Source organism: Streptomyces sp. NPDC087215 (genome assembly GCF_044744885.1).
Lineage (GTDB): Bacteria > Actinomycetota > Actinomycetes > Streptomycetales > Streptomycetaceae > Streptomyces.
The window spans coordinates 39,758-66,697 of the sequence record NZ_JBIUZD010000011.1 but is presented as its reverse complement, the minus strand read 5'-3'; the positions used below and the strand labels follow the sequence as shown (position 1 = coordinate 66,697).

The following is a 26,940-nucleotide window of genomic DNA, read 5'->3' as shown; positions in this document are numbered from 1 at the left end:
GGGTGCGGTGGCGCCGCCGCATCCCGCACGGACCCGGGCCGACCCCTGGCGGTACGGTCCCGGCGACCGCGCGTCCCCCGCGGAAGCCGCCTCCGGGGCCCCTCTCGGGCCCGCGACGACGGCATCGGCCCGGGTCACGACGACGGACCCGCCCCACGCGGGTCCGTCAGCGGCTGGCCAGCGGGGCGGGGGTCCACGGGAGGGAGATCCGGACCGTCTTGCCGCCCTCCTCGATCGGGGTCACGGAGAGACGCCCGCCGGCCTCCGCCGCGAGGGCCCTGACGATGACCATGCCCCTGCCGTTGTCCTGCTGGACCGCGGCGGGCAGACGGCGCGGCAGCCTCGGATGACTGTCGGTGACACCGATGTGCAGCTGCTCCTCCCGGTCGAGCCTGAGGTCCACCGTGAAGGTGGGCGACTGGCCGAGGGTGTGCAGCACGGCGTTGGTGGCCAGCTCGGAGACGACGATCCGGATCGCGTCCGCGGTCTCCGTGGCGTCGTCCAGGCCCCAGCAGCCGAGAACCTCCGCCACGAACCGCCGGGCCGTGGACACCGAGGCGGGTTCGCTCGGCAGAGTGACGGATGCTTCCTGCTGGTCTGCCATGGCGACGCCGTCCCTTTCCGCCGGGGCCGCTGCCCCGGATCGCACTGCGCGTCAGACTGCCACCGATCGGGCCGCGCCGGGAGGCGTTCTCCCAAGATATGTCCCCATCTGTCGCCCGAAGCGGTGAACGCGAAGGCCCCGGGACGCACCGGGCCGCCGTCCGCCGGGTCAGCCGGCCGGAGCCGTCCGCAGGATCGTTTCCACCGCGTACGCGATCCGCTCGTCCGTCAGATCCGCGCGGGCCGTGAGCCGTAGCCGCGAGACCCCGTCGGGCACGGAGGGCGGCCGGAAACAGCCGACCGCGAGCCCCCGCTCCCGGCAGTCCGCCGCCCAGCGCAGCGCCGCCTCCGGGGAGGGGGCGCGCACCGAGACCACGGCCGCGTCGGGCCGGGCGGCCGTCAGACCCGCCCCGGTGAGGAGCCGGTGCAGGGTGGTGGCAACCGTACGGGTCCGCTCCGCGAGACCCGGCTCGGCCGCCAGCAGACGCAGGGCCGCCAGCGCGCCCCCGGCGGCGGCCGGGGCGAGACCGGTGTCGAAGATGAAGGTGCGGGCCGCGTTGACCAGGTGCTCGACCACCCGGGCCGGGCCGAGGACCGCGCCGCCCTGACTGCCGAGGGACTTCGACAGGGTGACGGTGGCCACCACGTCCTCGTCGCCCGCGAGCCCGGCCCCGTGCAGGGCCCCCCGACCGCCGTCGCCGAGGACGCCGAGGCCGTGGGCGTCGTCCACGACCAGACCGGCGCCGTGCGCGCGGCAGGCGGCGGCGAGCGCGGACAGCGGGGCCCGGTCGCCGTCGACGGAGAACACGGAGTCGCTGACGACCAGGGCCCGCCGCCCCGGATGCGCGTCGAGGGTCTTGCGCACGGCCTCCGGGTCGGCGTGCGGGACGACGGCGGTCTCGGCGCGCGCCAGACGGCAGCCGTCCACGATCGAGGCGTGGTTGGAGGCGTCGGAGACGATCAGGGCGTCCCGGCCGCCCAGCGCGGTGAGCGCGGCCAGGTTCGCGGTGTAGCCGGAGGAGAAGACGAGGGCGGCCTCGAAGCCGCAGAAATCGGCGAGTTCGCGTTCCAGCCGGGCGTGCAGCCGGGTGGTCCCGGTGACGAGCCGGGAACCGGTGGAGCCCGCGCCCCAGCGGCTCGCCGCCTCGGCCGCCGCTCCGGTCACCTCGGGCCGTCGGGTCAGGCCCAGGTAGTCGTTGCCCGCCAGGTCCAGGAGGTCGGAGTCGGCGGCGCGGGGCCGCAGCACCCGGACGAGACCGGCGTCGGCACGGCGGCGCGCCTCGGCGTCGGTCCAGTCGAACGCGGTGCGGCGCGGGCCCGCGGCCCGGGTCCCGTCGGCCTGTGACATACGGCGTTCCTTTTGTAGGCAGCGCACAGACCCTAGCCAACGGAAGCCGGGGTGGGGATGTGGTCATCCACACACCTCCTTCGGGGCCGTTTGTTCGGTTCCTCCTTGGCCCGGAGGCGGGCGGTAGGACAGGATCAACGGTTATGGACCTGCTGAACACGCTGGTGGAGAAGGGGCTGCGGCGCGAGCTGCCGACCCGTGGGGAAGCGCTCGCCGTCCTGGCGACCTCGGACGACGAACTGCTCGATGTGGTGGCCGCCGCGGGCAAGGTGCGCCGCCAGTGGTTCGGGCGCCGGGTGAAGCTCAACTACCTGGTGAACCTGAAGTCCGGACTGTGCCCCGAGGACTGCTCGTACTGCTCGCAGCGGCTCGGCTCCGAGGCCGGGATCCTCAAGTACACCTGGCTGAAGCCGGACGAGGCGTCCCGGGCCGCGGCCGCGGGTGTCGCGGGCGGCGCCAAGCGGGTGTGTCTGGTGGCGAGCGGCCGTGGTCCGACCGACCGGGACGTCGAGCGGGTCGGCAGGACCATCGAGGCCATCAAGGAGGGCAACGAGGGCGTCGAGGTGTGCGCCTGCCTCGGACTGCTCTCGGACGGGCAGGCGGAGCGGCTGCGGGAGGCGGGCGCCGACGCGTACAACCACAACCTCAACACCTCCGAGGGGACGTACGGGAAGATCACCTCCACCCACACCTACGCGGACCGGGTGGACACCGTCCGCAAGGCGCACTCCGCCGGGCTCTCCGCCTGCTCGGGGCTGATCGCGGGCATGGGCGAGAGCGACGAGGACCTGGTCGACGTCGTGTACGCGCTCCGCGAGCTGGACTCGGACTCCGTACCGGTCAACTTCCTCATCCCCTTCGAGGGCACCCCCCTCGCCAAGGAGTGGAACCTCACCCCGCAGCGCTGTCTGCGCATCCTGGCGATGGTCCGGTTCGTCTGCCCCGACGTCGAGGTGCGGATCGCGGGCGGCCGTGAGGTGCACCTGCGTTCGATGCAGCCGCTGGCCCTGCACATCGCGAACTCGATCTTCCTCGGCGACTACCTGACCAGCGAGGGCCAGGCCGGGCAGACCGACCTGGACATGATCGCGGACGCGGGCTTCGAGGTGGAGGGCGCGGGCACGACCACGCTGCCGGAGCACCGCGCGGACGCGCTCGCGGCGGCCGGGGGCGGCTGCGGGACCACCGCGTCCGGCTGCGGCCCGGCGGACGGCGCGGCGGCGGACGGCTGCGGCGGGCACGCGCGGGCGGGCGGCGGCTGCGGCCCCTGCGGCGGACACACCGCGCCGGAGGCGCCTTCGCCGAACGAGGCCAGGACCGACCTGGTCGCCGTGCGCCGCCGGGGCGCGGGCACCGACCTCGCCCCCAACGCCTAGGACCACCGTGCGCAACGACGAACTCGTCGCCCTGGACCGGGCCCACGTCTGGCACCCCTACGGTCCCATGCCGGGCCGTACGGACCCGCTGGTCGTGGCGTCCGCGTCCGGGGTGCGCCTGCGGCTCGCCGAACCCGCCGAGGGGCACGACGAGCTGATCGACGGCATGGCCTCCTGGTGGTCGGCCGTCCACGGCTACAACCACCCGGTGCTCAACGCGGCGGCCCACGCCCAGCTCGGCCGGATGAGCCACGTCATGTTCGGCGGACTCACCCACGAGCCCGCCGTCCGGCTCGCCGCCCGGCTCGTCGAGATCACCCCCGAGCCGCTGCGGCACGTCTTCCTCAGCGACTCGGGCTCCGTCTCGGTCGAGGTCGCCGTCAAGATGTGCCTGCAGTACTGGCGTTCGCTCGGACGGCCCGAGAAGCACCGGCTGCTCACCTGGCGCGGCGGCTACCACGGCGACACCTGGCAGCCCATGTCGGTGTGCGACCCGGAGGGCGGGATGCACGAGCTGTGGACCGGCGTGCTCCAGCCGCAGGTGTTCCTGGACGCCCCGCCCGCCGCGTACGAGGAGGAGTACGCCCAGCGGCTGCGGGAGGGCATAGCCCGGCACGCGGGGGAACTCGCCGCCGTGATCGTGGAGCCGGTGGTGCAGGGCGCGGGCGGGATGCGCTTCCACCACCCCGACTACCTGCGGGTGCTGCGCGAGGCCTGCGACGCGCACGACGTGCTCCTCGTCCTCGACGAGATCGCCACCGGGTTCGGCCGCACCGGCACGCTCTTCGCCGCCGGTCAGGCCGGGATCTCCCCCGATGTGATGTGCCTGGGCAAGGCACTGACCGGCGGATACCTGTCGATGGCGGCGACGCTCTGCACCGGCCGGGTCGCCGACGGGATCTCCCGGGGCGAGGTGCCCGTACTGGCCCACGGGCCGACCTTCATGGGCAACCCGCTGGCGTCCGCCGTGGCCCTCGCCTCGATCGACCTGCTCCTCTCCCAGGACTGGGCGGGCGAGGTCGAGCGGATCGAGGCCGGGCTGCGGGAGGGCCTGGCGCCCGCCGCCGCGCTCCCCGGGGTGCGGGAGGTACGGGTGCTGGGCGCGATCGGCGTCGTCCAGCTCGACCGTCCGGTCGACATGGCGGCGGCGACCCGCGCCGCCGTCCGGGAGGGCGTCTGGCTGCGCCCCTTCCGGGACCTGATCTACACGATGCCGCCGTACGTGACGGGCGACGAGGACCTGGCCCGGATCTGCGCCGCCGTCCTCGCCGCCGCGACGGCGGGCTGAACGGAAGGACCGGTACGTCCATGGGAATCGTCGTCGTCAGCGGTACCGGCACGGAGATCGGCAAGACGGTGGTGACCGCGGCGGTGGCCGCCGTCGCCGTCGCCGCCGGACGCTCGGTCGCCGTCCTCAAGCCCGCGCAGACCGGCCTCGGACCGGACGAGCGGGGGGACGCGGACGAGGCCGTCCGGCTCTCGGGCGCCGCCGTCTCCGTCGAACTGGGCCGGTTCCCCGAGCCGTTGGCCCCCGGCACGGCGGCCCGGCGGGCCGGGCTCGCGCCGGTGGGCCCCGGGGAGGTCGCGGAGGCGGCCCGGAAGCTGGCCGCCGAGCACGACCTGGTGCTCGTGGAGGGGGCGGGCGGGCTGCTCGTCCGCTTCGACGAGGAGGGCGGCACCCTCGCGGACGTGGCCGCGCTGCTCGGCGCCCCGGTCCTCGTGGTGGCCCCGGCCGGACTCGGCACCCTCAACTCCACGGCCCTGACGGCCGAGGCGCTGGCGGCACGCGGGATCGAGCAGCTGGGCGTGGTCATCGGCAGCTGGCCGTCCGCGCCTGACCTGGCCGCCCGCTGCAACCTGGCGGACCTCCCGGAGGCGGCGGGCGCGCCCCTGCTCGGCGCCGTACCGGAAGGCTCGGGAGCGCTGGACCCCGTGGGGTTCCGGGCGGCGGCGGCCGACTGGCTGGCCCCGGTGCTCGGCGGCACCTGGGACGCGGCGGAGACGACGGAGCGGTTCGCCACCACCGGATGACGGGGGCGGGCCCGCTCCCGGGACGGGCTCCGCCCGGCGCTGGGTCCGGAAGGACCGAGGCCCCCGCCGGTCCGGCGGGGCGGTGGGCCCGTCCGGGCCGGTCGGCCCGCCGGGGCGGCGGGCGCGGTCAGTGGTGCGCGTGGGCGCCGTGGTGGCTCCCGTGCTCGGGCGCGGCCCGGTGGCCCGCGTCCGGAGCGGGGGCGGTGGCCCGTACGGTGAACTCGGCGGTGCGGACGAATCCGCCGTGCTTGAAGTCCAGGTACAGGCGGTAGGTGCCGGCCGAGGGCGCGGACGCGAAGAAGGTGATCCCGGGTCCGGGGGCGGTGACGCCGTCGCCGGGCGCGCCCTCCGGGTGGACGTGGAGGTAGCCGAGGTCGCCGACCCGCAGGGCCACGAGGTGTCCGTAGGCGGCCAGGTAGGGCTGGAGGTCGGTGACGGGGTGGCCGTCCCGGCTGACGGTGAGGGTCAGTTCCCCCGTCTCCCCGACGAGGAGTTCGCCGTCGAGGGTGACGGTGTAGTCGTCGACCAGGGCGGTCCCGGTGGCTTCGGGCAGCGGCTTCGGGGCGTACGGTCCGGCGACGGCGGCGTCGATCCCCAGCGTCATGGTGCCGTCGTGGCCGACCGGGTGGATGTCGGTGAAGAAGCGCCAGTCCCCCGGTTCCAGGGTCAGTTCGACGCTCCAGGTGCCTTCCTCGTCCCGCACCGGGTGCACGTGCTGGAAACCGGCCGTGTCGCGCCGGACGGCGATGAAGTGCAGTTCCTTCTCGTGCTCGGCGAGGAACCGGGTGACGACCCCTCCGTCGGGGCCGATGATCCGGAAGCCGATCGACTGGACACCGGCGGTGAGGACGGTCGCGTCGAGTTCGAGGGAGTACCCGTCCTCGGAGACCGACAGCCCGCCGGGCCGGGCCCCGCCGTGGGCCGCGTGGGCGCCGTGACCGCCGTGGTCGGACTGGTCGTGGCCGGTGTGGTTCCTCATGACGTCTCCCTGTGGTCTGCGCGCCCGCCGCTGTTCGTCCGTGCGGTACATCCATCGGAACCATATACCCCCAGGGGGTATTCCGCGAGCGTCGGAGGACGCTCCGGCGACTTCCGGCCGAGGGGCGCGCCCCGACAGCGGCCGAGCCGGACGGGCCCGCGGGGAGCGGCTCCCCGGGGCGCCGCCGTACGGGTTCGGCGGGCGGCGACGCCGGACCCGCACGGGCATCCCGGCGTCCGGCGCCGTACGGCTCGGGGCGCCCGCCCCGCCCGGCAGGCGGGTGGCGGGGGCCGCCCCGGCGCCTCAGCGGTTGACGCGGCCCGCGAGTTCGCCGAAGTCGCCGAGCCGGTCCGGGCAGTAGACCTCGACGACGAGACGGTCGTAGGCGATCAGGTCGTCGGCGTGCTCCTCCGGCGTGGCGGTGAGGGTGGCGCGCCCCCAGCCCAGCAGGAGGCCGGCCGGATTGCCGTCGAGCGCGGCACAGAGGGCGCCCCCGTCGTCGCCGTAGAGCGACGCGGCGACGGCGGGGGTCATTCCGGAGGCGACACCGGCCGCACGCGCCTTCTCCGTGAACAGCGCCGCCCTGACCTCCTTCGCCCGGGAGTCCGAAGCACATCCGGTGAGCAGGACGAGGACGGCGAGCGGCATGGCCGCGACGGCCGCGATGCGACGCATGTCAGCCCTCCGTCGAGGTGGTCGGGGCGGGGGCGGTGACGTCGGAGTCCACACGCCGCCCACGGTTCCAGCCGGGCCTGCGGAAGCGGTAGAAGAGCAGCGGCGGGGTCCCGAGCGCGACGATCACGACGAGCATCATGACCGGGTAGAGGTGCGGGGGGATTCCGGACAGCCCCTGGGGAGGGACGAAGCCGAGCGCGAAGGCGGCGGCCGAGGCGGCGAAGCCGATGCCCGCCACCAGCTTGATCGCCGGTACCCGGTAGGCGCGCACGACGTCGGGGCGCAGCCCCCGCAGCCTCAGCGCGGAGACGAACATCAACATGTACATGATCAAATATAGTGCCGCGGCCATGTCCACGAGGGTGAAGAAGGCCGTCGAGACGTTGGGGATGGCGATGAACAGGGCCGCCAGGGCCGTCACGATCAGGCCCTGGACCAGGAGGATGCTCTGCTGGACTCCGGCCTTGTTGCGCTTCTGCATCCACGGCGGCATGAGCCCCGTCTCCGCGGCGGCCAGCACGCCCTTGCTCGGGCCCGCGATCCAGGTGACCACGGAGGCGAGGGCGCCGACGGCGATGGCGGCGGAGACCACCGCCGTGGCCCACGGGACGCCCCAGTGCTCGAAGAAGACCTTGAAGGCGAGGTTGATGCCCGTGGTCAGGCCCAGTTCGCCCTTGGGGACCGCGAGCGCGACGGCCAGGGTGGGCAGGATGAACACCCCCAGGATTCCCGCCACGGCGATGAACACCGCCTTCGGATATCCCTTGCCGGGGGCGCGCATGTCGGTGGCGTGGACGGCGTTGACCTCCATGCCCGCGTACGCCAGGAAGTTGCTGACGATCAGCACCAGGCTGGCAAAGCCGGTGAACGGCGGCACCACGTCCCCCCAGTGGAGGGGCACCTGGCTCTTCTCGCCGGTGCCGAGCCAGCAGGCACCGAGCACGATGAGCAGGACACCGGGGGCGATCGTGCCGATCAGACCGCCCCACGACCCGACCTTGGCGAAGAGGTTCCCGCCCCGCAGCGTCAGCGCGGTGGACGCCCAGTACAGGACGACGATCACGACCGCGGTGTAGAGACCGGAGCCGGACAGGTCCTGGTCGGCGAGGACGAAGGTGAAGCTGGCGGCGATGAAGGCGAGCTGGACGGGGAACCAGACGACGTTCTGGATCCACTGGAGCCAGATCGCGACGAAGCCCCAGCGCGCGCCCATCGCCTCCCGGACCCAGACGAACACTCCGCCGTTCCAGCCGGTCGCCAGCTCGGCCGCCACCAGGGCCACCGGGACCAGGAAGAACAGCGCCGGGACGAGGTAGAGCGTGATGCTGCCGAGGCCGTAGGTCGACATCGTCGGCAGGCTGCGCAGGCTGGCCACCGCGACCACGGTGAGGACGGCCAGGTTGAACACCGACAGGTACGCGCGCGGACGCGGGGCCGCGGCAGCCACGGCGGTTCCCCGCCCCGCCGGGGGCGGGGTGACGGCGGCCATCAGTGGTGGAACCCGGAGACGCGGCCCTCGGAGGGCATCGGCCCGCTGAGCCCGTCGAGGAACCGGACGGCGTGGCGGATGTCGTCGAGCAGGGAACGGGCGAGGTCCATGCCCAGTCCGTTGCGCACGACCACGCGCTGCACGGTCAGATCGGCCAGATCGTCCGGCAGCGGGTAGGCGGGGACCTGCCAGCCCTTCAGGCGCAGCCGCTCGGACAGGTCGTACAGCGACCAGTTCCCGGTGTGGCCCGCCTTCTGCCGCCAGGCGAAGACCGGGATGTCCGAGCCGTCGTTCCACAGCTCGAAGGCGTCCATGGCGCCGACGCCCTCCGCGAGGAACCGGGCGACGTCCTGGCTGGCCTTCTGCACCGCCCGGTACCCGGCCCGGCCCTGCCGCAGGAACTGGTAGTACTGCAGGAGGACCTGGGCCCCGGGGCGCGAGAAGTTGAGCGCGAAGGTGGGCATGTCACCGCCCAGGTAGCTGACGCGGAAGACCAGGTCCTCGGGGAGCAGGTCGGCGCTGCGCCACACCACCCAGCCCAGACCGGGGTAGACCAGCCCGTACTTGTGGCCGGAGGTGTTGATGGAGTGGACCCGTTCGAGCCGGAAGTCCCACACCAGGTCGGGCTGGAGGAACGGGGCGATCATCGCGCCGGACGCGCCGTCGACATGGAGGGGGACGTCCAGACCGGTGTCGCGCTGGAGGGCGTCGAGGGCGGCGGCGATCTCGCGGACCGGCTCGTACACACCGGTGTACGTCACTCCGAGGATCGCCACGACACCGATGGTGTTCCCATCGACGTAGGAGGCCAGGTCATGGCCGTCGAGACATTTGTGGTCCTCGGTGATGGGCACGTACCGGGGCTCGACGTCCCAGTAGTTGCAGAACTTCTCCCACACCACCTGGACGGCCGACGACATCACGAGGTTCGGTCTGTCGGCCGGTTCGCCCGCCGCCCGGCGGGCGTGCTGCCAGCGGCGCTTGAGCGCCAGGCCGGCGAGCATACAAGCCTCCGACGAGCCGGTGGTGGACGTGCCCACGGTCCCGGTCGGGTCCGGCGCGTGCCACAGCTCGGCCAGCATCTTCCAGCAGCGGTCCTCGATCGCCGCCGTCTGCGGGTACTCGTCCTTGTCGATCATGTTCTTGTCGAAGGCGTCCGCGTACAGCTTCGACGCGTACGGGTCCATCCAGGTGCCCACGAACGTCGCCAGGTTCAGCCGCGCGTTGCCGTCGAGCATGATCTCGTCGTGGACGATCTGGTAGGCCGTCTCGGGGAGCATGGGCCCTCCCGGGATCCGGAACCTGTCCGTCACCGCCGTCTCTCCGGGACGGGTGAACAGCGGGTTCACCTCCACGATGCCGTCATCGGCCATGACACACCTTCCTCACGCGCGGTTTCGCCCGCATCCTCCCTTTCCTCCCACCGTTCACCCCGGAGATCCGTGTCGGCAGGAGGGACGGAGCTCCGTCTTTCACCGGGATGGCGGCTGCCGCCGGGGCAACGGCCCCCACGGCTCCCGGCCTGGCCCTAGGCTGGGGACATGCGCGCTCACGTCCAGGAGATCGTGTTCGACTGCGCCGGTCCGGCCGCGCTCGTCCGTTTCTGGGCCGGGCTCCTCGGCGGGGACCCGGTCGACCGCGGCGACGCCTGGTCGTACGTGGATCCGCCGGGCTTCGTCCGGCTCGCCTTCCAGCGGGTGCCGGAGGGCAGGACGGTGAAGAACCGGGTCCATCTCGACCTGGCGGTCGAGGACCCCGGCCGGGCGGCCGAGGAGGCCTCCCGCGCGGGCGCGGTCCGCGTGGGCGGGCCCGTGACCGACCCCCAGGGCACCTTCCAGGTCATGCGGGACCCGGAGGGCAACGAGTTCTGCTTCGTGACCGGCTGAGGAGGGCCGGATGTCCCCGCGCTGCTTCGTGACCCGCTGAGGAGGCCCGATGTCCCCCCGCTCCCCCGCACCGGCGTCGCCGCACGTCCACCATCCGCTGTTCGCCCGTTTCTACGCCCGGGTCAGCGTCTCCGCCGACACCAGGGGCGGGCTCGCCGAGCTCCGGGCCGAACTCCTCTCCGGGCTCTCCGGCCGGGTCGTCGAGATCGGCGCCGGGAACGGGCTCAACTTCGCCCACTACCCGGCCGCCGTGACCGAGGTGGTGGCCGTGGAGCCGGAGGCCCGGCTGCGGCGCCTCGCGGAGGAGTCCGCCGCGCGGGCGCCCGTCCCCGTCACGGTCCTGCCGGACACGGCCGAGACCCTGCCACTGCCCGACGCCTCCTTCGACGCGGCGGTGGCCTCCCTCGTCCTCTGTACGGTACGGGACCTCCCCCGGGCCCTCGCCGAACTGCACCGGGTGCTGCGCCCCGGCGGTGAGCTGCGCTTCCTCGAACACGGGGTGGCGGACACGCCCGGTCTCGCCCGGGTGCAGCGGGCCCTGGACCGGACGGTCTGGCCGCTGCTCTTCGGCGGCTGCCACACGGCCCGCGCCCCGCTCGACGCGATCGGGGCCGCCGGGTTCGCGCCGGGGCCGTACCGCTCCTTCGACATCCCGGAGAAGGGACCCCGGCTGCCCTCGTCCCCCTGCGTCCTCGGGGTGGCGCGGCGGCCGTAGGCCCGCGGCTCGGCGACCGGGCACCCCGTACGTCCCGGCGCGCCCTCGCGTCCCCGTGCGTCCCGGCAGCCGGAACCCCGTGGCACCCGTGCGGCCCTCCGTGATGGGATCCGGCCATGATCGATCTGCTGATACGCAGGGCCACTCACGACGACGTCGACGCCGTGCTGGCCTTCTGGCGGGAGTCCGCCGAGGGGACGTCCGTCTCGGACGACGCGGGCGGGGTGACCGCGCTGATCGAGCGCGACCCCGGGGCCCTGCTCCTGGCCGTGGCCGACGGCCGGATCGTGGGGTCCGTCATCGCGGGCTGGGACGGCTGGCGCGCCGCGCTCTACCGGCTGGCCGTGCTGCCCGCGTACCGCCGCCGCGGCATCTCCACGGCGCTCCTGAAGGCCTCCGAGGAACGGTTCCTCGCGCTCGGCGGGCGCCGGGCGGACGCCATGGTCCTGGAGTCGAACGAGACCGGGCAGCGGCTGTGGGCGGCGGCGGGGTACGAGCGGGAGGTCCGCTGGCGCCGATGGGTCAAGCCGCTGGCGCGGTGACGCGACGCCCAGGCCGAGAGGGCCGGGAGGCCAGCCCGGGACGTCCGGACGCCAGCGGGCCCGGGACCGTAGCGACCGGACGTCCCGGGCCGGAGCGTGTCGGCCCGGTGGCGCCGACCGGACATCCCCGACCAGAGGGCCCTTCCTGCCCGGGGGGGCGCGCCGACCGGGCGGCCCCGACCGGGGGAACCCGTCGGCCGGAGGTCACGCCGACAAGGCCCACGGGCCGGGGCGTCCGCCCGTACGGGGCGCGCCACGCGGATGCCCCGTACCGGGAGAGGGGTGACGGCCGGAGGCGTTCGCGTCGGTGGAGGCGTACCGGCCCCACGTCCCGGAGGCAGGAGAACCTGGCCGACCGGGACTCCGTTCCCGGGGCGCCTGCGGCAGCGCGGAGGCGTACCGGCCGGACGTCCCGGGGCGGCGGGCCCGCCGGTGCCGGGCCCCGCGGCCGGAGCGGGCGCGTCAGGGCTGATCACCATGGCCTTTTGCGGGTCCTTTACCATGGTTGCTCATCCCGCCACCCACGACCGAAAGGTGTGAGCGTCCGCCCATGGGCGAGCCTCCCAGTAGTACTGTCCCCCGACGCACCGAGACCGGCGGCCGACACCGCGCGGTCCTCCGCCCCCTGACTGATCATGGGACGGAGGTGAACCGATGACCGAAGTGCTTCTGCTCCTCCTGGCGCTGCTGCTCGCCGTGGCGTGCGGCGCCTTCGTAGCGGCCGAGTTCTCGCTGACCACCGTGGAGCGCTCCGACCTGGAAGCGGCCGTCGAGCGCGGTGAGCGCGGCGCCGCCGGAGCCCTGAAGGCCGTCCGGTCGCTCACCTTCCAGCTCTCCGGCGCCCAGCTCGGCATCACCGTCACCAATCTGGTGGTCGGAATGCTCTCCGAGCCCTCGATCAGCAAGCTGATCCGCGGTCCGGTCGAGGCCGTCGGTCTCTCCCCCTCCGTCGCCTCCTCGGTGGCGCTGGTCCTGGGCACGGCCCTGTCGACCGTCGTCCTGATGGTGGTCGGCGAGCTGGTCCCGAAGAACTGGGCGATCTCCTCGCCCCTCGCGGTCGCGAAGGTGGTCGCCACCCCGCAGCGCGTGTTCACCGCCGCGTTCAAACCGCTGATCAGCCATCTCAACAACACCGCCAACCGGATCCTGCACCGTCTCGGCATGGAGCCGACCGAGGAGCTGGCGTCCGCCCGTTCCCCGCAGGAGCTGGTGGCGCTCGCCCGGCACTCCGCCAAGGAGGGCTCCCTGGAGGCGGACACGGCCGAGCTGTTCGTCCGTACCCTCAATCTGGCCGGTCTGACCGCGGAGAACGTGATGACGCCCCGCGTGCAGGTCACCGCCCTGGAGGTGCAGGCCACCGCCGAGGACGTCGCCAACGCGACCCGGGCGACCGGCCTGTCCCGCTTCCCCGTCTACCGGGGCAGCCTCGACGCGGTGGTCGGCATCGCCCACATCAAGGACGTCCTGGCGATACCCGCCGGGGAACGGCCCCAGCGCCGGATCGGGGAGCTGCTGCGCGAGCCGCTGCTCGTCCCCGAGACCCTCACGGTCGACCGGCTCCTGGACCGGCTGTCCGGGAAGCAGACCATGGCCGTCGTCATCGACGAGTACGGCGGTACGGCCGGGGTCGTCACCCTGGAGGACATCGTCGAGGAGGTCGTCGGCGAGGTCCGCGACGAGCACGACCCGCACGAGACGCCGGACCTGGCGCGGGCGGGCGAGGACGCGGACGGGCGCGAGCTCTGGTCCGCCGACGGCGCCGCCCGCACCGACCAGGTGGGGGCGATCGGGCTGCGCGTGCCGGACGGCCCGTACGAGACGCTCGCCGGGGTCCTCGCCCACGAGCTGGGACGTATCCCGGTCGTCGGCGACAGCGTGGAGCTCGCCGGATGGCGGCTCGACGTGGTGGACGCCTCGGGCCGCCGCGCGGCCCGTGTCCTGCTGCACGAGCCGCTGCCCGGCTCCGGGGACGAGACCGGGGAGGCCGGCCGATGATCGTCGTCCAGTTGCTGATCGGCCTGCTCACCCTGGTCGTCAACGCCTTCTTCGTCGGCGCCGAGTTCGCCCTGATCTCGGTCCGGCGCAGCCAGATCGAGCCGTTGGCCGAGGCCGGGGACCGGCGGGCGCGCAGCGTCATCTGGGGTCTTGAGCACGTCTCGGCGCTGCTCGCGGCCGCTCAGCTCGGCATCACGCTCTGCACCCTGGTGCTCGGCATCGTGGCCGAACCGGCCATCGCCCATCTTCTCGAACCAGTGTTCGACGCGGTCGGTGTGCCGCACGGTCTGGTCCATCCGATCTCCTTCGTGATCGCGCTGAGCGTGGCCACGTATCTGCACATGCTGCTCGGCGAGATGGTGCCGAAGAACATCGCGCTGGCCGAGCCGACGCGCACCGCGCTGGCCCTCGGCCCGCCGCTGGTCACCCTGGCGCGGACGCTGCGGCCGGTGATCTTCACGATCAACACCTTCGCGAACACGCTCCTGAAGCTGTTGCGGGTGGAGGTCAAGGACGAGGTCGCGGCGACGTTCTCGGACGACGAGCTGGCCCGTATGGTCACCGACGCCGCCGACGCCGGTCTGCTCGACGACCGGGCCACCGAGCGGCTGCACGACGCCCTCGAACTGGGCCGCCGTCCGGTGCGGGACGTCGTGATGCCCTCGGAGCGGGTGGTGTACGCGCAGGTGGGCACCACTCCGGAGGAGCTGGAGGCGCTGTCGGCGCGGACGGGCTTCTCCCGTTTCCCGATGGTCGACTCCGAGCGCCGCATCCTGGGCTACCTGCACGTCAAGGACGCCCTGGACGTGACGCCCCGGGACCTGCCGTTCCCGGTGTCGGCGCTGCGGCCGATCGCCCGGGTGCGGGCGGCCACCCCGCTCGACGACGTCCTGACGGCGATGCGCCGCAGCCGGACGCATCTGGCGGCGGTGCTCGACGAGAACGACAGGCCCGCCGGGCTCGTCACGATGGAGGACGTGCTGCGCGAACTGGTGGGGCGCCCCGCGGCGCCGTGACCGGCCGCGCGACCGGCGGACGCCGAGGGGCCCCGGGAGCGATCCCGGGGCCCCTCGGGCGTTCCGGGGCCGCGACCGGGCCCTGGGAACGCCCGGGTCAGAGCGCGGTGGCGGCCAGCCAGGCGTCGAGCAGTTCCGTGTCGCCCGTGCGCAGGAAGCGGGGGTCGGCGGCGGCGAACCGGCCGTGCAGGAGGAGCAGCAGCTCCCCCGCCCCCGCGCCGACGCGCACGGCGGGGACGGCGGGCCCCTCGCCGGTTCCGCGGGTCCAGGTGAACCCGCCGCCGCCGAGGACCAGGGTCCAGCCGGTGCCGGTGTCGTGGGCCGTGAGCCGGATCACCGCTCCGTCGCGGTCGAGCCGGGCGAGGGCTTCGGCCGCCCGGGGGACGTACGGCAGCTCGGCGAGGAGGTCGTCGACGGCCTCGGCGGCGGTACGGGGGTCGGCCGGGTCCGGTTCCCCGCGGAGCGCGATCCCGGCGTCCGCCAGGTGCACGAGGGTCTCGCGGAGCAGCCGGGCCGGGTAGGAGCGGACGTGCGGGTCGCCGCCGGGGGACCAGACGGGCGCGTCCGGGTCGGCCGTCCGCAGGGTGCGGACGGTGGCGTCGGCGGTGGCGGCGAGCCAGTCGGCGTGGGCGGCGGGCTCGGCGGGCAGGCCGAGCGGGAGGTCGCCGGGCAGGACGCGGGCGCGGGACCGGGTCCGTACCAGGTGTCCGGCCCAGTGGTGGAGGGTGCCGAGGTCCCGGGTGAGGTCCGCGAGGGTCCGGCCGGGGCGGGTGGGCACGGGGGTGGCGGGGTCGGCGTCCCGGACGGCCGTGACGAAGCGGCGGGTGTGCTCGGCGACGGCCTCGCAGGCGTCGGCGTGGATGTCCCCGGTGAGGCCGAAGCCCTCGGAGAGGGTCAGCAGCTCGTCGCGCCAGGGGCCCTCGGGGTGGCGCAGGGCGACGGCGCGGAACAGCCCGTCGAGCGTCCGCCGGTCGGCGGGCGGGAGCGCGCCGAGGGTGTGCCCCGTCATCTCCAGCCACTCGACGGCGGTGTCGGGGTCGAGGACCTCGTCGTCGCAGGCGGCCACCGCCGTCACCAGCTCGGCCAGTGCCTCGGCCAGTGCGCCCGTCAGCGCGTCGCTCATCGGGTCTCCCCTCCCGGGATGCTCCACGGCACCCGCGCATACCGCGCGGTACGATCGCTCCGCCATGGAGATCAATGCCACGTACAACAGTCTCGTCGCCCTCGGCGACAGCTTCACCGAGGGTATGTCGGATCTGAAGCCCGACGGCTCCTACCGCGGCTGGGCGGACGTCCTCGCGGGCCGTCTCGCGGGCCGCTCCCCCGGCTTCCGGTACGCGAACCTCGCGGTGCGCGGCAAGCTCATCGGGCAGATCGTCGAGGAGCAAGTCGGCCCGGCGGCGGGCATGAAGGCCGATGTGGTGACCCTGGTCGGGGGGCTCAACGACACCCTGCGGCCGAAGGTCGACATGGTCCGGGTGCGGGACCTCCTCACCGAGGCAGTGGAACGCCTCACACCCGCCTGCGGGCAGCTCGTCATGATGCGCAGCCCGGGACGCGACGGCCCGGTCATGAAGCGTTTCCGGCCCAGGATGGAGGAGCTGTTCGAGCACGTCGACGCACTGGCCGCCCGGCACGGGGCGCTCGTCGTCGATCTGTACGGGGCTCCCGCGCTCGGCGACCCCCGGCTGTGGGACGTGGACCGGCTCCACCTGACGGCCGACGGGCACCGGCGGGTCGCCGAGGCGGTCTGGCAGGCGCTCGGCCTCGCGCCCGAGGAGGACTGGCGGACCCCGCTGCCCCCGACCGCGCCCCCGGGCTGGGCGGCCCGGCGGATCACCGACGCCCGGTTCGCCCGGGAGCACCTGGGCCCCTGGATCGGCCGACGGCTCACGGGCCGCTCGTCCGGTGACGGGCGTGCGCCCAAGCGCCCCGAGCTGCTGCCGTACGGGCCCCCGGCCGTCCCGTGACGGCCCGGGTGACCTGCGTCTCGTAGCAAGCTCCAGTCCGGCCCGTGGCGCTGGCCTGCAGGAATCACCAGTAGAATGCGTCCACGTGACTGCTGTGACTGCGAAGCCCCGCATCCCCAACGTTCTGGCCGGCCGCTACGCCTCCGCGGAGCTCGCCGTCCTCTGGTCCCCCGAGCAGAAGGTGAAGCTGGAGCGTCAGCTGTGGCTCGCCGTGCTCCGTGCGCAGAAGGACCTCGGGATCGAGGTGCCGGACGCCGCCCTCGCCGACTACGAGCGGGTGCTCGACCAGGTCGACCTGGCCTCGATCGCCGAGCGCGAGAAGGTCACCCGGCACGACGTGAAGGCCCGGATCGAGGAGTTCAACGCCCTCGCCGGTCATGAGCACGTCCACAAGGGCATGACCTCGCGCGACCTCACCGAGAACGTCGAGCAGCTCCAGATCCGGCTCTCCCTCGAACTGGTCCGGGACCGTACGGTCGCCGTCCTCGGCCGCCTCGGCAAGCTGTCCGCCGAGTACGCGGAGCTGGTCATGGCGGGCCGCTCGCACAACGTGGCCGCGCAGGCGACCACCCTCGGCAAGCGTTTCGCGACCGGCGCGGACGAGCTGCTCGTGGCGTACGCCCGGCTGGAGGAGCTGCTCGGCCGCTACCCGCTGCGCGGCATCAAGGGCCCGGTCGGCACCGCGCAGGACATGCTGGACCTGCTCGGCGGCGACGCGGGCAAGCTCGCGGACCTGGAGCAGCGGATCGCCGGTCACCTCGGCTTCGCGCACGCCTTCACCTCGGTCGGCCAGGTCTACCCGCGCTCGCTCGACTACGACGTGGTGACCTCGCTGGTGCAGCTGGCCGCCGCCCCGTCGTCGATCGCCAAGACGATCCGGCTGATGGCGGGCCACGAGCTGGTCACCGAGGGCTTCAAGCCCGGCCAGGTCGGCTCCTCCGCGATGCCGCACAAGATGAACACCCGCTCCTGCGAGCGCGTCAACGGCCTGATGGTCATCCTGCGCGGTTACGCGTCGATGACCGGCGAGCTGGCCGGTGACCAGTGGAACGAGGGCGACGTGTCCTGCTCCGTGGTCCGCCGGGTCGCGCTGCCCGACGCGTTCTTCGCGCTGGACGGCCTCCTGGAGACCTTCCTGACCGTCCTCGACGAGTTCGGCGCGTTCCCCGCCGTCGTCGCCCGCGAGCTGGACCGCTACCTGCCGTTCCTGGCGACCACCAAGGTCCTCATGGGTGCGGTCCGCGCGGGCGTGGGCCGCGAGGTCGCCCACGAGGCGATCAAGGAGAACGCCGTCGCCTCCGCCCTCGCCATGCGCGAGCGGGGCGCCGAGCGCAACGAGCTGCTCGACAAGCTGGCCGCCGACGCGCGCATCCCGCTGGACCGGGCGCAGCTCGACGAGCTGATGGCCGACAAGCTGTCCTTCACCGGCGCCGCCGCCGAGCAGGTCGCGGCCGTGGTCGCCCGCGTGGAGGAGATCCTCGAGCGCCACCCGGAGGCCGCCGCCTACGCTCCCGGGGCGATCCTCTGACCGGTGCCCCCCGGTTCACCCAGGAACAGCTGGAGGCCGCCCGTGACCGCGTCGTCCCCGACGTGGCCGCGGGCGGCCTCTCCGTACTGTTCTGCGGGATCAACCCGGGTCTCATGACGGCGGCGACGGGCCACCACTTCGCCCGTCCCGGCAACCGCTTCTGGCCGGTGCTCCAGCTGTCCGGCTTCACCCCGAGACGGCTGCGCCCGGACGAGCAGGAGGAACTGCTCTCGTACGGGCTCGGGATCACCAACGTGGCGGCGCGGGCCACGGCTCGGGCGGACGAGCTGAGCCCCGAGGAGTTCCGGGAGGGCGGCCGGATCCTGGGGGAGAAGGTCGAGCGGCTCGCGCCGCGCTGGCTCGCGGTCGCCGGAGTCACCGCGTACCGCACGGCCTTCGGCGAGCCGAAGGCCCGGATCGGGCCGCAGCACCGCATGATCGGGACCACCCGGGTCTGGGCGCTGCCCAATCCGAGCGGCCTCAACGCGCACTGGACGGCGGAGACGATGGCCGGGGAGTACGCCCGGCTCCGGGAGGCCGCGGGACTGCCCGAGGCGTAGCCGCGGAGGAAGGAGCAGCGAGTGGAGTGGGGCGACTACCGTCCGTTCCAGCCCCTGGAGGACGGCCCGATGGGCGAGATGCCCCTGTCGGTGGCGCGCCGGGAGTACGACCACCGGATGGCGACGAAGGCCGGACGGCTCGCGGCCCTCGCCGCGCTGGCGGGGGCGAACGGGCTCCGGCCGGGCACGGCCGACGAGGACCTCGACGCGCTGGAGGGGTGGTACCTCGCCGAGGTCGAGCCGGACGCGGACGGTTCCGCCCGGCCGCGTCCGCTGTGGATCGCCGTCGCCTACGACCTGGGCCTGTACCTCGGGGACACGATCGTCGCGCGGGCGCCGGGACTCTCCTGGACCTTCTACCGGTCCCGGGAGGGGGCCCGGGACGTCTCCCACCAGCACCCGGTGATCATGGGCTTCACCCGGCTCCGCAACAAGCGGTACAACGTCGATCCGTTCCTCTTCGCCGCCGGGACCGGCGGGAGTTCGCTCGGCGGGCACGACGCCCGGGGAAGCTTCCGCCGCTTCGTCGACTCGGCGGTCGGATACGCCTGAGGGGGCCGCCGACGTCCTCGGGCGCGTACCGGAACGGACCGGTCCGTCCCTTGCGTCCCCGACGGGGTGAGGGGTGGCACTCGCCCGGACCCGTCCCATTGAGTACCATCCGCCCAGAGAGGTGCGCGAGCTGGGAGGACACACTGTGGGGCGGCTGACCGGCGGGGATCCCTCTCTGCTTCGGCGGATCAACTCCGCGGTGGTGCTCCACGCCCTCCGGGGCGCGTACGCGCCCACACTCACCGATCTGACCCGGATCACCGGTCTGTCGCGGCCCACGGTCGAAGGCGTCGTCGAGGGGCTCATGGAGGCCGGTCTCGTCGTCGAGGCGGCGCCCGAGGAGGGCGAGGCCCGGCGCCAGGGCCGTCCGGCACGGAGGTTCCGCTTCCGCGCGGAGGCCGGTCATCTGCTCGGCATCGAGATCGGCCCGCACCGGGTGGCGGCGCTCCTCTCCGGTCTGGACGGCCGGATCATCGGCGCCGGTTCGCGCGAGGTGTCGGAGACGGCCCCGGCGGACGAGCGTCTGGACCGGGTCCGCGCGGTCGTGGCCGACGTACTGCGCAGGGCCGGGGTCGCCCGGTCCAATCTGCGGGCCGTCGGTGTCGGCAGCCCCGGCATCGTGGAGGCCGACGGCACGGTCCGCCTCGGCACGGCCCTGCCGGGCTGGACGGGCCTCGCGCTCGGCGAGCGGCTGCGGCGTTCGTTCCGGTGCCCGGTGATCGTGGAGAACGACGCGAACGCGGCGGCCGTCGCCGAGCACTGGAAGGGCGCGGCGACCGACTCCGACGACATCGTGTTCGTGCTCGCGGGGCTGAGCCCGGGGGCCGGTTCGCTGATCGGCGGACGGCTGCACCGGGGGTTCGGCGGGGCGGCCGGGGAGATCGGCGCGCTGCACCTGCTCGGCCGGGGCGTCACGCCCGAGCACCTGCTGTCCACCACGGACGAGCCGCTGCACCCGCTGGACGAGCAGGCGGTCGCCAAGGTGTTCGCGCTGGCCCGCGAGGGGGACGTGCGCGCGGAGGCGGCGGTGGAACGGTTCATCCAGCGTCTCGTCCACGACGTGGCGGCGCTGGTCCTCGCGATAGACCCGGAGCTGGTGGTCGTCGGCGGCTGGGCGGCCGGTCTGGACGGCGTGCTGCCGCCGCTCCGGGAGGAACTGGCACGGTTCTGTCTGCGACCGCCCCGGGTGGTGCTGTCCATGCTCGGCGAGGCGGCGGTGGGCACGGGCGCCCTGCGCCTCGCCCTCGACCACGTAGAGGAACAGCTCTTCGCGGTCGACGGAACGGCCCGCCGCTAGGTTCAGCGACGGGCCGTGGTCCGGGAGAACCGGGCCGGGTGCTACGAGGCCATCAGCAGGTCGACGGAGTCGCCGAAGGTCAGTCGGCAGGTGTCGGCGCGGTAGGTGGCGACGGATACGGCGGCCGTACGCCCTCCGGAGAGGTAGCGGGTCGTCACCACGAGCACCGGCGCGCCCGGCAGGCGGTCGAGCTCCCTGGCGTCGTCCGCGCGGGCGGAGCCCAGCTCCACGGAGCGGTCCTGGCCGTCGAGGGCGAGGTGCTGGAGTTCGCGCAGCACCGCGCGGGCGCGGGCCGCTCCGGGGGGCGCGTCTATGGCGCTGAGGCCGGGGACGGAGTCCGCGGGCACGTAGAGCAGCTCGGCGGCGACGGGTCGGCCCTGGCTGAAGCGGAGGCGGCGGACGACGTGCACCCGCTCCTCGGCTGCGCTGTCCAGGACCCGCGCGACGGCGGCCGGGGCCACGTCGGCCGCGGAGTCCTGCGGCAGCCAGGCCTCGTCGCCGACGCCCGGCCAGGCGTGCTGCGTGGTGGAGACGTCGACGCCGACGCGCGGCGGGGCGACGGTGGTTCCGACGCCGCGGCGGCGCTGGAGGCGGCCTTCCAGCTCCAGTTGCTCCAGTGCCTGCCGGAGCGTGGCACGGGCGACGCCGAAGCGTGCCGCGAGCTCGCGCTCGTTGGGGAGGATCTCCCCGACGGCGAACTCCGAGTCGAGTGCTTCACCGATCACTGTCCTGAGGTGCTGGTACTTCGGTTCCGGTACCGATGCCAGCTGCGTGGTCCCCACCCTGATCCTCCGCAATTCGCCGTGTCCCGCGGCGTTTCCGCGCCCTTGTTTATTAAAGGTTCCTGCACTAACTCTGCGACCATAAGGCGAGCACACCCCTTGGTCAAGACCAATCCTCCGCCCTCCGGGCCCAAATGTGGACCTCTGACCTAGATCGTTCACAGGACGTTCGCGGTCCCGTGAGCCCCGCGCAGCAAAAAGCCCCGTCTCCTGGTCGGGAGACGGGGCGAGTTCCGGCCGATCGGCGCGATCACGGTACGGAAAGGGACCGGGAGGAGACCTCAGGGGGTCCCGGGGCCCCCGCGCCCCCTGGGACCGGTGAGGCACCAGAGATCGGGGAGCCCCTTGGGGACGGTGGGGCCCTGGAGACCGGGCTGACCCTTCAGGACGGTGGGTTCCTAGAGACCGCGCGGCCCCTTCGGGCCGGTGGGTGCCTCGGGGCCGGGGGGTCCCTTCGGATCGGCGAGACCGGTGAGCTTGTCGGGGTTCCGGATGATGTAGACGCACTGCACGCGTCCGTCGCGCACCTCGATCTGCACCAGGCTGTCGGGCCGCCCGTCGAGGAGGCCGACGACCGCCGGAGCACCGTTGACCTCGACGAGACGCAGATCGTAGAGGGTGTCCGCGCCCTGCGAGGTGGCGGCGAGGAAACGGCCGACCTTGTCGGCGCCCTCGATGATCCGCAGCGGCGCCTTCGCCTTGCCGCCGCTGTCGCCGACGAGGCGCGCGTCCGGGGCGAGCAGGGCGAGCAGCCCGCCGAGGTCGCCGCCCGCCGCCGCGGTGAGGAACCGCTCCGTGAGGTCGCGGCGCTCGGCCGGATCGACGTCGTACCGGGGCCTGCCCTCCTCCACGTGCCGCCGGGCCCGCCCCGCGAGCTGCCGCACGGCCGCCTCCGTGCGGTCGAGGGCGGTGGCGATCTCGCCGTACGGGAAGCCGAAGGCCTCGCGCAGCACGAAGACCGCCCGCTCCAGGGGCGAGAGCGATTCGAGGACGACGAGGACGGCCAGCGAGACGGAGTCGGCGAGCAGGGCCCGCTCGGCGGTGTCGGGCACGGCCGGGCCGAAGTCGGTGACGACGGGCTCGGGCAGCCAGGGGCCGACGTAGGACTCGCGGCGCGTCTGGGCCTGACGGAGCCGGTCGAGGGCGAGCCGGGTGGTGATCCGTACCAGGAAGGCGCGGGGTTCACGGACCGCGGCCCGGTCCCCGCCCGTCCAGCGCAGCCACGCCTCCTGGACGACGTCCTCGGCGTCGGCGGTACGGCCGAGCATCCGGTAGGCGACGCCGAGGAGCATCGGACGGTGCTCCTCGAAGACTTCGGTCAGGGTGTCGGTCGGGATGTCGGCGGTCACCCGTCCATCCCAGCCCACCCGGGGCGCGCTGTCCAGTTCCGGCCGCCCTCTTGAACTCGCGGCTACCGATCGGTAATTCTCGCGTCGAGACCACCAGGACAGGGAGTCCCCATGCCCGAACGGATCACGCTCACGACGGCGACCCCGGCGGGACCCCGCCCGGTGTCCCTCACGTACGAACGCCGGGGCGCGGGCGAGCCGTTGCTGCTCCTGCACGGCATCGGGCACCACTGGCAGGCGTGGGAGCCGGTGCTCGGCGTGCTGGCCGCGGACCGTGACGTGATCGCCGTCGATCTGCCCGGCTTCGGGGCGTCGGACGCGCTGCCGGAGGGCTGCGCCTACGACCTCGGCACGGTGGGCCGGGTGCTCGACGCGTTCGCCGGTGCCCTCGGCGTCGAACGGCCGCACGTGGCGGGCAACTCGCTCGGCGGGCTGCTCGCCCTCCACCTCGGGCGGGAGGGCCGGGCCCGCTCGGTCACCGCTCTCTCCCCCGCCGGCTTCTGGTCGGAGGGCGAGCGGCACTACGCCTTCGCCGCGCTGCGGGCCATGCGGGGCGCGGCCCGGTCGTTGCCGGTGCCGCTGATCGACCGGCTGTCCCGGACGGCCGCCGGGCGCACCGTGCTCACCAGCACCGTCTACGCGCGCCCGGGGCGCCGTTCGGCCGGGGCCGTCCGCGCGGAGACGCTGGCGCTGCGCGGGGCCCCCGGCTTCGCCCTGACCCTGGCCGCCGGGCGGGACGTGGTGTTCGGCGACGACGTGCCCGGGGTTCCCGTCACCGTGGCCTGGGGCACCCGCGACCGGCTGCTGCCGCCCCGGCAGGGGGTCCGCGCCAAGCGGACGCTCCCCCGCGCGCGGCTCGTGCGGCTGCCCGGCTGCGGTCATGTGCCCATGAACGACGACCCGGCCCTGGTCGCCCGCGTCCTGCTCGACGGGAGCCGCTGACCGGGCGGAGGGAGCTCGGTGGTGGGGACTCGGTCGTGGGGCTCGCGGCCTTGAGGGGCGCGGTCCCGGTCTCGGGGATCCAGGGGATCCAGGGGATCAGGTGGCCTCGGCGGTCGCGGTCGTGGTCTCCGTCCCGGTCGTCGCCGTGTCGGTCGTCGCCGTGCCGGTGGTCCTGTCCGGGCGGCCGAGGGGGCCGGTTCCCGGGCGGTCGGGTTCGTCCCGGTGACCGACCGGGTCCGTCCCGGCCCCGGCGGACCCGTCACGGTGGCCGGGCGAGGCGGGCCCGGTCCTGTTCCGGCGGCCGATGAGTCCGGTGCCGACGGCGGCACCCGCTCCCACCAGGAGGCTGCCCGCCGCCTGCGGGAGGCCGAAGGAGCCGCCGCCGACCAGGGCGGCGCTGAGGGCGGCGGCGATCGGGATCGCTCCCGTGAAGAGGGTGGCCCGCTCCATGCCGACGCGCTGGACCCCCATGTAGAAGAGGACGAAGCCGACCACGGTGGCCAGGATCGCCTGCCACAGCAGGGCGCCGGTCTCCACCCCCGTCGGCACCCGGACGAAACCGGAGCCGTCGACGACCAGCCCGACGAGTGCCGCCTCGACGGCGCCCACCCCGCAGACGGTGGCGGTGAGCAGCTTGGGGCCGAGCAGTCCGAGCACCGGGACGGCCAGCACGGTGAACCCGACCTCGCCGAGGAGCGCCGCCACCGACCAGCCGATCCCGGCCAGGTCGGTGCGCCCCCAGCCCTGCACGGTGAAGGCTCCCGCGGCGACGAGCAGCGCTCCGTACAGGACGACGGGGGCGGGCCTGCGGCCCTCGGCGAGCGGGACGAGGACGGCGACGACGACCGGTGCGCAGCCGACGAGGACGCCGGGCACGGCGGGTTCGGCGGTCCGTTCGGCGGCGAGGACCGCCAGGTTGAAGCCGATCATGCCGACGGCGGCGAGGGCGGCGAGGCGGCCCCAGTGCCGGGCGGTCAGGGTGCGCAGCGGGGCGAGCCCGCCCCGGCCGAGCAGCGGGAGCAGGAGCAGACAGGCGGCGGCGTAGCGCAGTGCCTGGCCACCGGCGTACGGGTAGGCGCCGAGGAGGCTGTTGGCGGTGAAGGAGGCGCCGACGAGGGCGTAGGCGAGGGTCACCAGGAGGACCCCGCGCAGGGCGTTCGCGTTCATGCCTCCGACGCTAGGAAGCGGAGTGGTCCGGTTGAAGGTCCACTTCCGTCGTGCCATCGGGGACCACTTCGCCGGGGCGCGAGTCCCGGAGGGGGGCGGGTCTCCGGGGATACGGGTCCCGGGGCGGCCTCCGTGCCGGGCTCCGTCGGCGCGGCCGGTGCCGTCCTCCGGCGCCTTGCCCCGTTTCGGTCAGTGCGCGGCGGTTTCGCGCCGGTCAGGTCGAACAGGGCTTCTCGGGGTGTTCGCCGAATGCTGTGCTGAAGGGGCCGCGTCCGTCGGGGCGCGCGTCCGCACGCCAGCGACAGGGGTCTTCAACGGTGGCTTCTCTGAACTACGAAATCCTCACCGACCCGGTTCCGCTCCAGGTGCCGGAGGCGGGCGAGGAGGTCCGGGGCACGGTCCACATCGTCGTCTCCAACCCGACCTTCAACGACGTCATCTGGCACTCCGTCAAGATACGGGTGCCCGTCGGTCCGGGGGCCGGTGATCTGACGGCCGACCCGAAGGCGATCAAGGTCCGGGTCGGACAGAACACCGCGACGAGGCCGGGCGAGGAACCGGCCGTCGACTGGGACCTCGACGCCGGGGTCCTCACCGTGACCGCCAAGGACAACACGTACTTCCAGGAGGCCGGGGCCCTGGCCCTGGTGCTCGACGGGTTCCCGGTCTCCGACAAGCCGGGGCTCGTCCTGCTGCACGTGACCGAGCGGGCCGCGAGCGGCGTCTACGTGCAGAAGTACCCCGTCACGCTGAGTCTGCTCAAGCGGGAGGCGAGGGTGCCGCGCAACTTCCGCCCGAAGCAGTCCCTGGTGGCCTCGGGCCAGGACGTCGTCCTGCGGTGGGACGGGCCCGACACCTTCACGTACGCGGTCCAGGGTCCGGACGGTTCCCTGGAGACCGTCACGTCGGCGAAGGGCCCGGACGGCTGGGAGTGGTCGCCGAAGCCCGGCCAGGAACCCCGGCGGGACGCCACGTACACCCTGCTGGCCAGGGCGCCGGGCTCGCAGCGGCCGGGGTACTACCTCACCACCGGTGTCCATCTGCGCAGTCCCGAGTTCGAGACCGTGACCGCGAGGGACGGGGTGCGCGCCCCGTGGGTCGAGGGCACCTCGGACAAGGGACGGGTCGTGTTCACCTCCGGGGGCGTCCGGGTCCTCGACGACGCCCAGGCGCTCGGCACGGTCTCCGCCGCGACCGTGGACGCCGAGACCGTGGCCGCGACGTCGGTGCGCGGGCGGGACAGCGGTGCCGGGTGGATCAGGTTCCCGTCCGACGGGATCACGGTCGGCCACGGCGGCGGGGGCGACCTGGGGACCGTCACGGCGGACAAGGTCCGGGTGAACGGCGTCAACACGACGTGGGTGGGGGACGTCGACGGCGGCAAGGGGTGGATCGAGTTCCCGCAGTCCGGGATCGACGTCCGCAAGGACGGGCGGAAGGAGTGGGGCCTGGTCTCCGCCGACAAGGCGGATCTGAACGGCGTCAACACCAAGTGGGTGCAGGGGCCCACGGCCTCCGACGGATGGATCGAGTTCCCCGCCGCCGGGCTGAACGTGTTCCGGGGCGCCGGAAGCCGTCAGTGGGGAACCGTCGCGGCCGACACGGCGGATCTCAACGACCTGGTCACCCATCGGGCCCGGGTCAAGGAACGGCTCACCCTCCAGGGCGGGCTGACCGTCGACAACGTGCTGGAGACGCAGGACGGTCCGCCGAGGCTGATCGTCCACGGGCGCCTGGACGCGGAGGGGGCCGTGCACGCCGCCCAGCGGGTCGAGGCCGCCTCCGACCTCTTCGTCCGGGGGAACGTGCGCGTCGACGGGAAGACCAACGCCAACGGACACCTGTCCGTCCGCAACGGCACGTCCTGGATCATGCACACCAACGACGAGCTGATCGCGGTCCAGGCGAATCTCCGCGTCCACGGCGCCTTCCGCGCCGACAGCTGACCGCGCGCCGGCGGTCCGGTCGTTCCGCCGCGCCCACCCCACGGGCCGGGCGGAACGACCCCCGTCGGGTGGCGGGTCCGCCGGGCGGCGGCTGGTGGTCCGCCGGGCGGCGGCTGGTGGTCCGCCGGGCGGCGGCTGGTGGTCCGCCGGGCGGCGGCTGGTGGTCCGCCGGGCGGCGGCTGGTGGTCCGCG

General features: G+C 74.0%; 25 protein-coding genes. 15 read left to right on the top strand and 10 right to left on the bottom strand.

From position 1 onward, the window contains the following. Positions 1-166: 166 nt before the first annotated feature. On the bottom strand, positions 167-604 hold the full coding sequence (locus ACIO92_RS25145; RefSeq protein ID WP_366442671.1) for an ATP-binding protein: 438 nt from the start codon (positions 602-604) through the stop codon (positions 167-169). A 168-nt stretch (positions 605-772) separates the two neighbouring features. Beyond that, the gene (locus tag ACIO92_RS25140; protein WP_366442672.1) at positions 773-1,951 is read right to left on the bottom strand and encodes an 8-amino-7-oxononanoate synthase; all 1,179 of its coding nucleotides are present in this window, start codon (positions 1,949-1,951) and stop codon (positions 773-775) included. Positions 1,952-2,094: 143 nt separating this feature from the next. Here ACIO92_RS25140 and bioB point away from each other — a divergent pair, with 143 nt between their 5' ends. From bioB to bioD, 3 genes are all read left to right on the top strand, one after another. Beyond that, positions 2,095-3,327, top strand: a complete 1,233-nt coding sequence (gene bioB, locus ACIO92_RS25135) for a biotin synthase BioB (protein WP_401238757.1) — start codon at positions 2,095-2,097, stop codon at positions 3,325-3,327. A 67-nt stretch (positions 3,328-3,394) separates the two neighbouring features. Further along, complete coding sequence (locus tag ACIO92_RS25130; protein ID WP_366442730.1) at positions 3,395-4,615, top strand: adenosylmethionine--8-amino-7-oxononanoate transaminase; 1,221 nt, start codon at positions 3,395-3,397, stop codon at positions 4,613-4,615. 20 nt (positions 4,616-4,635) lie between these two features. Further along, entirely contained in the window at positions 4,636-5,358 is a 723-nt protein-coding gene (gene bioD / locus ACIO92_RS25125) for a dethiobiotin synthase (RefSeq protein WP_366442674.1), read from the top strand. Positions 5,359-5,485: 127 nt separating this feature from the next. Here the strand turns inward: bioD and ACIO92_RS25120 are convergent, their stop codons facing one another. The 4 genes from ACIO92_RS25120 to ACIO92_RS25105 all read right to left on the bottom strand — a co-directional run bounded on the left by ACIO92_RS25120 (position 5,486) and on the right by ACIO92_RS25105 (position 9,874). Further along, entirely contained in the window at positions 5,486-6,337 is an 852-nt protein-coding gene (locus tag ACIO92_RS25120) for a hypothetical protein (RefSeq protein WP_366442675.1), read from the bottom strand. Positions 6,338-6,640: 303 nt separating this feature from the next. Then, the gene (locus ACIO92_RS25115; protein WP_402058878.1) at positions 6,641-7,012 is read right to left on the bottom strand and encodes a hypothetical protein; all 372 of its coding nucleotides are present in this window, start codon (positions 7,010-7,012) and stop codon (positions 6,641-6,643) included. Position 7,013: 1 nt separating this feature from the next. Further along, positions 7,014-8,459: an amino acid permease gene (locus ACIO92_RS25110; protein WP_366442677.1), complete on the bottom strand. Its 1,446-nt coding sequence runs from the start codon at positions 8,457-8,459 to the stop codon at positions 7,014-7,016. 41 nt (positions 8,460-8,500) lie between these two features. Beyond that, on the bottom strand, positions 8,501-9,874 hold the full coding sequence (locus ACIO92_RS25105; RefSeq protein WP_366442678.1) for a glutamate decarboxylase: 1,374 nt from the start codon (positions 9,872-9,874) through the stop codon (positions 8,501-8,503). 168 nt (positions 9,875-10,042) lie between these two features. Between ACIO92_RS25105 and ACIO92_RS25100 the strand changes: the two genes are divergently transcribed. From ACIO92_RS25100 to ACIO92_RS25080, 5 genes are all read left to right on the top strand, one after another. Further along, on the top strand, positions 10,043-10,387 hold the full coding sequence (locus ACIO92_RS25100) for a VOC family protein (protein WP_401238743.1): 345 nt from the start codon (positions 10,043-10,045) through the stop codon (positions 10,385-10,387). A gap of 49 nt (positions 10,388-10,436) precedes the next feature. Then, complete coding sequence (locus tag ACIO92_RS25095) at positions 10,437-11,102, top strand: class I SAM-dependent methyltransferase (protein WP_366442680.1); 666 nt, start codon at positions 10,437-10,439, stop codon at positions 11,100-11,102. 116 nt (positions 11,103-11,218) lie between these two features. After that, a complete protein-coding gene (locus tag ACIO92_RS25090) occupies positions 11,219-11,644 on the top strand; it encodes a GNAT family N-acetyltransferase (RefSeq protein ID WP_366442681.1) in 426 nt (141 codons plus the stop codon). Between the two features lie 654 nt (positions 11,645-12,298). Then, the gene (locus ACIO92_RS25085) at positions 12,299-13,639 is read left to right on the top strand and encodes a hemolysin family protein (RefSeq protein ID WP_401238740.1); all 1,341 of its coding nucleotides are present in this window, start codon (positions 12,299-12,301) and stop codon (positions 13,637-13,639) included. Further along, positions 13,636-14,655: a hemolysin family protein gene (locus ACIO92_RS25080; protein WP_366442683.1), complete on the top strand. Its 1,020-nt coding sequence runs from the start codon at positions 13,636-13,638 to the stop codon at positions 14,653-14,655. The genes ACIO92_RS25085 and ACIO92_RS25080 overlap by 4 nt, the downstream gene beginning before the upstream one ends. Positions 14,656-14,752: 97 nt before the next feature. On the opposite strand, the gene ACIO92_RS25075 is transcribed toward ACIO92_RS25080, so the two are convergent. Then, positions 14,753-15,778, bottom strand: a complete 1,026-nt coding sequence (locus ACIO92_RS25075; RefSeq protein ID WP_402282970.1) for a maleylpyruvate isomerase N-terminal domain-containing protein — start codon at positions 15,776-15,778, stop codon at positions 14,753-14,755. A gap of 64 nt (positions 15,779-15,842) precedes the next feature. Between ACIO92_RS25075 and ACIO92_RS25070 the strand changes: the two genes are divergently transcribed. The 5 genes from ACIO92_RS25070 to ACIO92_RS25050 all read left to right on the top strand — a co-directional run bounded on the left by ACIO92_RS25070 (position 15,843) and on the right by ACIO92_RS25050 (position 20,562). Beyond that, positions 15,843-16,625 (top strand): SGNH/GDSL hydrolase family protein, encoded by a 783-nt coding sequence (locus ACIO92_RS25070; RefSeq protein WP_401238735.1) that lies wholly within the window; start codon positions 15,843-15,845, stop codon positions 16,623-16,625. Positions 16,626-16,710: 85 nt separating this feature from the next. Continuing rightward, complete coding sequence (gene purB / locus ACIO92_RS25065; protein WP_402058870.1) at positions 16,711-18,153, top strand: adenylosuccinate lyase; 1,443 nt, start codon at positions 16,711-16,713, stop codon at positions 18,151-18,153. A 62-nt stretch (positions 18,154-18,215) separates the two neighbouring features. After that, positions 18,216-18,713, top strand: a complete 498-nt coding sequence (mug, locus tag ACIO92_RS25060; protein ID WP_402282972.1) for a G/U mismatch-specific DNA glycosylase — start codon at positions 18,216-18,218, stop codon at positions 18,711-18,713. Between the two features lie 21 nt (positions 18,714-18,734). Then, entirely contained in the window at positions 18,735-19,265 is a 531-nt protein-coding gene (locus ACIO92_RS25055; protein ID WP_366442688.1) for a hypothetical protein, read from the top strand. A 145-nt stretch (positions 19,266-19,410) separates the two neighbouring features. Then, positions 19,411-20,562, top strand: a complete 1,152-nt coding sequence (locus ACIO92_RS25050; RefSeq protein ID WP_366442731.1) for an ROK family protein — start codon at positions 19,411-19,413, stop codon at positions 20,560-20,562. A 41-nt stretch (positions 20,563-20,603) separates the two neighbouring features. Here ACIO92_RS25050 and ACIO92_RS25045 read toward each other — a convergent pair whose 3' ends face one another. Then, a complete protein-coding gene (locus ACIO92_RS25045) occupies positions 20,604-21,344 on the bottom strand; it encodes a GntR family transcriptional regulator (protein ID WP_366442689.1) in 741 nt (246 codons plus the stop codon). 398 nt (positions 21,345-21,742) lie between these two features. Continuing rightward, positions 21,743-22,681, bottom strand: a complete 939-nt coding sequence (locus tag ACIO92_RS25040) for an RNA polymerase sigma-70 factor (RefSeq protein ID WP_401238988.1) — start codon at positions 22,679-22,681, stop codon at positions 21,743-21,745. Between the two features lie 123 nt (positions 22,682-22,804). Here ACIO92_RS25040 and ACIO92_RS25035 point away from each other — a divergent pair, with 123 nt between their 5' ends. Continuing rightward, positions 22,805-23,635 (top strand): alpha/beta fold hydrolase, encoded by an 831-nt coding sequence (locus ACIO92_RS25035; RefSeq protein WP_366442690.1) that lies wholly within the window; start codon positions 22,805-22,807, stop codon positions 23,633-23,635. Positions 23,636-23,731: 96 nt separating this feature from the next. Here ACIO92_RS25035 and ACIO92_RS25030 read toward each other — a convergent pair whose 3' ends face one another. Then, positions 23,732-24,802 (bottom strand): DMT family transporter, encoded by a 1,071-nt coding sequence (locus ACIO92_RS25030; protein ID WP_402282975.1) that lies wholly within the window; start codon positions 24,800-24,802, stop codon positions 23,732-23,734. Between the two features lie 317 nt (positions 24,803-25,119). Here ACIO92_RS25030 and ACIO92_RS25025 point away from each other — a divergent pair, with 317 nt between their 5' ends. After that, positions 25,120-26,748, top strand: a complete 1,629-nt coding sequence (locus tag ACIO92_RS25025; protein ID WP_402282977.1) for a hypothetical protein — start codon at positions 25,120-25,122, stop codon at positions 26,746-26,748. Positions 26,749-26,940: the final 192 nt, after the last annotated feature.

Excerpts from the sequence above, each read along its gene's own strand:
- ACIO92_RS25145 (WP_366442671.1), bottom strand. The coding sequence starts at position 604 with ATGGCAGACCAGCAGGAAGCATCCGTCACTCTGCCGAGCGAACCCGCC.
- ACIO92_RS25140 (WP_366442672.1), bottom strand. The coding sequence starts at position 1,951 with ATGTCACAGGCCGACGGGACCCGGGCCGCGGGCCCGCGCCGCACCGCG.
- bioB (WP_401238757.1), top strand. The coding sequence starts at position 2,095 with ATGGACCTGCTGAACACGCTGGTGGAGAAGGGGCTGCGGCGCGAGCTG.
- ACIO92_RS25130 (WP_366442730.1), top strand. The coding sequence starts at position 3,395 with ATGCCGGGCCGTACGGACCCGCTGGTCGTGGCGTCCGCGTCCGGGGTG.
- bioD (WP_366442674.1), top strand. The coding sequence starts at position 4,636 with ATGGGAATCGTCGTCGTCAGCGGTACCGGCACGGAGATCGGCAAGACG.
- ACIO92_RS25120 (WP_366442675.1), bottom strand. The coding sequence starts at position 6,337 with ATGAGGAACCACACCGGCCACGACCAGTCCGACCACGGCGGTCACGGC.
- ACIO92_RS25115 (WP_402058878.1), bottom strand. The coding sequence starts at position 7,012 with ATGCGTCGCATCGCGGCCGTCGCGGCCATGCCGCTCGCCGTCCTCGTC.
- ACIO92_RS25105 (WP_366442678.1), bottom strand. The coding sequence starts at position 9,874 with ATGGCCGATGACGGCATCGTGGAGGTGAACCCGCTGTTCACCCGTCCC.
- ACIO92_RS25100 (WP_401238743.1), top strand. The coding sequence starts at position 10,043 with ATGCGCGCTCACGTCCAGGAGATCGTGTTCGACTGCGCCGGTCCGGCC.
- ACIO92_RS25095 (WP_366442680.1), top strand. The coding sequence starts at position 10,437 with ATGTCCCCCCGCTCCCCCGCACCGGCGTCGCCGCACGTCCACCATCCG.
- ACIO92_RS25090 (WP_366442681.1), top strand. The coding sequence starts at position 11,219 with ATGATCGATCTGCTGATACGCAGGGCCACTCACGACGACGTCGACGCC.
- ACIO92_RS25085 (WP_401238740.1), top strand. The coding sequence starts at position 12,299 with ATGACCGAAGTGCTTCTGCTCCTCCTGGCGCTGCTGCTCGCCGTGGCG.
- ACIO92_RS25080 (WP_366442683.1), top strand. The coding sequence starts at position 13,636 with ATGATCGTCGTCCAGTTGCTGATCGGCCTGCTCACCCTGGTCGTCAAC.
- ACIO92_RS25075 (WP_402282970.1), bottom strand. The coding sequence starts at position 15,778 with ATGAGCGACGCGCTGACGGGCGCACTGGCCGAGGCACTGGCCGAGCTG.
- ACIO92_RS25070 (WP_401238735.1), top strand. The coding sequence starts at position 15,843 with ATGGAGATCAATGCCACGTACAACAGTCTCGTCGCCCTCGGCGACAGC.
- ACIO92_RS25035 (WP_366442690.1), top strand. The coding sequence starts at position 22,805 with ATGCCCGAACGGATCACGCTCACGACGGCGACCCCGGCGGGACCCCGC.
- ACIO92_RS25030 (WP_402282975.1), bottom strand. The coding sequence starts at position 24,802 with ATGAACGCGAACGCCCTGCGCGGGGTCCTCCTGGTGACCCTCGCCTAC.